The sequence below is a fragment of the Chloroflexota bacterium genome, assembly GCA_018648225.1.
In the GTDB taxonomy this organism is placed as follows: domain Bacteria; phylum Chloroflexota; class Anaerolineae; order Anaerolineales; family UBA11858; genus NIOZ-UU35.
On sequence record JABGRQ010000202.1, the window covers coordinates 15,839 to 20,138 of the forward strand.

The window sequence follows — 4,300 nt, forward strand, 5'->3', positions numbered from 1 at the left end:
GAATTGCCGCCCGCCGACCGGATTAGCTTGATCGATGTTCTTTACCTGATTCCATACCCTGAGCAAGAGCGTCTGCTGGAAAGCGCCGTCGCCCGCTTGAACCCGGGCGGCAAATTACTGCTCAAGGAGATGAGCCAACATCCCCGCTGGAAGTTTGCCTGGAACTGGCTGGAAGAATGGCTGGCCGTACGCGTGATGGGCATCACATTTGGCGAGCATTTTTATTTTCGCACAGAGCAAGATTGGCAAGAAACCCTGCAAAATCTGGGTTTGAAGGTTAAAATCGTTTATCTGGATCAGGGTTATTTGCATCCCCATATATTATTTGTTGGCGAGAAAGTTTGAAAAAATCATTGGAACAAAAAAAAGATAGCACAACTAAACTCATTATCAACGCTGATGATTTTGGTTGGACCGATGGGCATAATCTGGCTGTGGAGCAAGCGCATGTGAAGGGGATTCTCACTCGTGCCTCGTTGATGTGTACGGGGACGGGTTTTCGTGAAGCGGTTGAGATGGCGCGGCGTTTGCCTGAACTCGGGGTGGGGGTGCATTTAACATTGAATGAAGGCCTACCCCTGTTGCCGCCACAACAATTGCCAAACCTCACAAGACCGGATGGTCATTTCCATGATTCCCTGCGGGCGTTGATCGAACGCAATGTGCAGGGCTACTTGCAAACGGATGAAGCTCTCGCCGAGTGGCGCGCCCAAATTGAGTGTGCCTTGAGCGCGGGCATTACCATCACCCATTTGGACGCGCACAAGCATGTTCACATGTTGCCTCCGCTGCGCAGCGCGATGATTGTTTTGGCTCAGGAATATCAGATCGAGTATGTGCGCTTGCCTCTTGAAAAATTCTCTCTCTCTGCTGTTCAGCGCGGGCCGGGTTGGGCAGGTTTGTGGCTGTTAGCCTGGATTGCGCGCAGGCATTTTGTAGAGGCCGGGCTTCAATTTGCCGATACATTTGTCGGCGTTGCAGTGAGCGGCGCGATGACGCAAACACGACTTCAGAAAGCAATCGCCAGCGCGCAGGGCGTTACCGAGATTATGGTGCATCCGGCGGTAATTACCCCGGCTGTTGCCCAGCTTCAGCACCAATATCGCTGGGCGGCCCAATATCGATTTGAGGAAGAATTGAATGCGCTGATCCACGCTGGAAGTGTGAAAGTTTAACGTATGAAAACAGTCCGAAATAGCTTTGGGAAGTTTTTGCGAGACAAGGATATTTATTTCTATCCCTATGCATTTGCTGGCTTCCCGCTCTTCTCTTTGTATGTCAATAACGCCGATAAGCTACGCTTTCAAGAAGTTGTTGGCGTGGTTCTAATGGTATTGGCTTTGACGGCGATTTTTATCCGCATTTTGAAGCGCGCGATGCGCCGACCGCATAAAGCGGCGTTATTGGTATCCATGTTTTGGCTGGTTTTCTTCTCGTATGAGCATGTCATCAACGCGGTTGGGTAAATCCTCAATGCTATCGGGTTATTCGAGAAAATGCACACCCTGCTGCGCGGCAATCTGGCCGATATTTTCTGGTTGTCGCTGTGGGGAATTCTACTTTTTCTGATGATCTTTTCGGTATTGAAATATCGTAAAGACCTGGCTTTTGTCGGCCGGCTTTTTAACGTCCTAGGCGTTGGTGTCTTGGGGGCTGTTTTTCTCAACTGGGGTTTGGTGAATTTTCGGCAACCACATGACGAGATAAAAAATTATATCCGCGACTGGCAGCAGTATGTCGCGGCCGAATCGCTGGTCGAAGTTGCCCCACAGAGCGATCAATTACCCGATATTTATTATATTATTATGGATGGCCTGGGGCGGGCGGATGTGTTGGAAGAATACTACCAGGTAGATACACATGCTTTCACATCGGCGTTGGAAGAAATGGGTTTTTATATCGCTGATGCCAGTTATGCCAATTATCACTGGACGCTTTTCTCGGTAGCCTCTTCATTAAATTTTATGTATCTCGATGATCTGGCCGCGGCAATGGGGCCAGAAACTGTCAGCTTGACGCCCCCGGAAGCGATGATTGAAAATAATCGCTTGTTTGCGCAATTGAAATCGCAGGGCTATCAAATTATTACCTTTGCCGATGGCTATGCCCCCATCGATATTACCAGCGGCGATGTGTATCTTTCATCCAGGCGTTGGATGTTGAACGCTTTTCAAAATGAAATCTTCAACACCACGCCTTTGCCAGCCCTGTTTCGCGCTTTAGCTTTACGCTCCCCTTATGATCTTCATCGTGAGCATGTATTATTTGCGTTTGATCATCTGGCCGACATGAGCCGCGATGCTGGCCCTAAATTTGTATTCGCGCATATCATCGCGCCGCACCCTCCCTTTGTTTTCGACGCCCAGGGCGATGCTGTGCGCCCTACATCCAATTTTTCGCTACTGGATGGTTCACAATTTTTGGAAAATGGCACGCGTGCAGACTATATTGAAGGCTATCGAATGCAAACAACCTACGTGCTGGAGCGGCTGCGCCTGGAAGTGGAGCGAATTCTGGCTCAAAGCGAGCGCCCGGTTGTGATGTTGATTCAGGCCGATCACGGCCCTGGCGCCTATTGGGATATTCGTAGCGCCGAGAACACCGACCTGCATGAACGGTTGGCAATTTTCAACGCCTATTATTTCCCGGACGGAAATTATGCCGCCTTGTATCCTGAGATTACGCCGGTCAACTCTTTTCGGGTAGTCTTGAACACCTATTTGAATACCACATTAGAACTTTTACCCGACCGGAACTATTTTTTCCCATTGACGAATCCATATTTGATGATGGATGTGACGGACGAATTGAACGATTGAAAGGCAGATAAATGAAAATATTAATAGTAGCAAGCTCTATTTTTGCATGGCTGAAGCGTGATGGCGCTTATCTGGATCCGGGATCGGGAAGTTTCTTCCTGCAAGTATTATTAGCCGCCCTTCTGGGCGCGTTGTTTGTACTGCGCACGTATTGGGCGAAAATAAAACAAGCCCTAAGTAACTTGTTTAACCGCCACAAACCCGGGGATGTGGATGAAACCGAATAAACGTGAATCAGCTTCCTTCCGAGATCCGAGCGGCTTTCTCTTTTGGCAGGATGGCGCGCTGTTTCGGCAGGTGAATCGGGCTTATCAAGCCGATTATGATTTGCTGATCGAGTCAAGCTTGTACCAAAACCTGGTGAATGATGGTTTACTAATTCCCCATCAGGAGGTGGATGTTGAGCCTTACGATGCCGAGAATGTCTATCGAATCATTCACCCTGAGCGAATCGCATTTATATCTTATCCATACGAATGGAGTTTCGGGCAATTAAATGCGGCGGCATTGCTCACGCTGGCTATTCAGCAGCGCGCCCTGGCACATGGCATGTCGCTGAAAGATAGCAGCGCCTATAATATTCAATTCTGGCGCGGCAAACCGGTTTTGATCGATACGCTTTCTTTTGAGAAATATAAAGAGGGCTTGCCCTGGGTTGCCTATCGACAGTTTTGCCAACACTTTTTGGCGCCGCTGGCGTTGATGAGTTATCGAGATGTGCGTTTGAGTCAATTGCTGCGAATCTATATCGACGGCATTCCCCTTGATTTAGCCAGCCGCCTTTTGCCGCTGCGCACGCGTTTAAATTTCCCTTTGTTAACTCATATACATATCCATGCGGCGGCCCAACAAAGATATGCCGGACAAAAGGTGGAGCTTGACCAGCCTCGCCGGGAAGTCAGCAAAACAGGCATTTTGGGAATTCTTGGCAGCCTGGAAGCCATCATCCAAAAACTAACCTGGCAACCTGCGGGAACTGCCTGGGTGGATTATGGTGTGACTCATAATTATTCTGAATCTTCGCTTGAGCATAAAAAGAAAATAGTAGGCTCATTTTTGAGCCGCATAGCGCCAGAGAATGTTTGGGATATGGGCGCCAACACCGGAGTTTTTAGCCGCCTCTCCAGCCAACGCGGTATTCCCACACTGGCATGGGATATTGACCCCGGCGCTGTTGAATTGAATTATCAGCAGGGCGTGGCGGAAAATGATGAAAATTTGCTTCCGCTGCTTCTCGATCTGACCAACCCCAGCCCAAACCTTGGCTGGCAGAATCGTGAGCGCCTCTCTATTCAGGAACGCGGCTCTGTCGATATGGTGTTGGCATTGGCATTGGTTCACCATTTAGCCATTGCGAATAATATTCCGCTTGACCAGATTGCGCGCTTTTTTGCCAACTTGGGGACATGGTTGGTGATTGAGTTTGTCCCCAAAAGCGACTCTCAAACGCAAAAGTTATTGGCTGCGCGTGAAGATATTTT

At 49.0% G+C, this 4,300-nt stretch carries 6 protein-coding genes; all 6 read left to right on the forward strand.

Going from position 1 to position 4,300, the window contains the following annotated elements; translation table 11 throughout:
* On the forward strand, positions 1–345 hold a 345-nt coding region (locus HN413_17490), incomplete at its 5' end, for a methyltransferase domain-containing protein (protein ID MBT3392194.1).
* Positions 342–1,175, forward strand: coding sequence for a ChbG/HpnK family deacetylase (locus HN413_17495; protein ID MBT3392195.1), 834 nt, complete (start codon positions 342–344; stop codon positions 1,173–1,175). The genes HN413_17490 and HN413_17495, both read left to right, overlap by 4 nt.
* A 3-nt stretch (positions 1,176–1,178) precedes the next feature.
* Positions 1,179–1,466, forward strand: a complete 288-nt coding sequence (locus HN413_17500) for a hypothetical protein (GenBank protein MBT3392196.1) — start codon at positions 1,179–1,181, stop codon at positions 1,464–1,466.
* A 30-nt stretch (positions 1,467–1,496) separates the two neighbouring features.
* Positions 1,497–2,819: a hypothetical protein gene (locus tag HN413_17505; protein ID MBT3392197.1), complete on the forward strand. Its 1,323-nt coding sequence runs from the start codon at positions 1,497–1,499 to the stop codon at positions 2,817–2,819.
* Positions 2,820–2,830: 11 nt separating this feature from the next.
* Positions 2,831–3,046, forward strand: a complete 216-nt coding sequence (locus HN413_17510; GenBank protein ID MBT3392198.1) for a hypothetical protein — start codon at positions 2,831–2,833, stop codon at positions 3,044–3,046.
* The coding region (locus HN413_17515; GenBank protein ID MBT3392199.1) for an SAM-dependent methyltransferase at positions 3,033–4,300 on the forward strand (1,268 nt) is incomplete at its 3' end. The genes HN413_17510 and HN413_17515, both read left to right, overlap by 14 nt.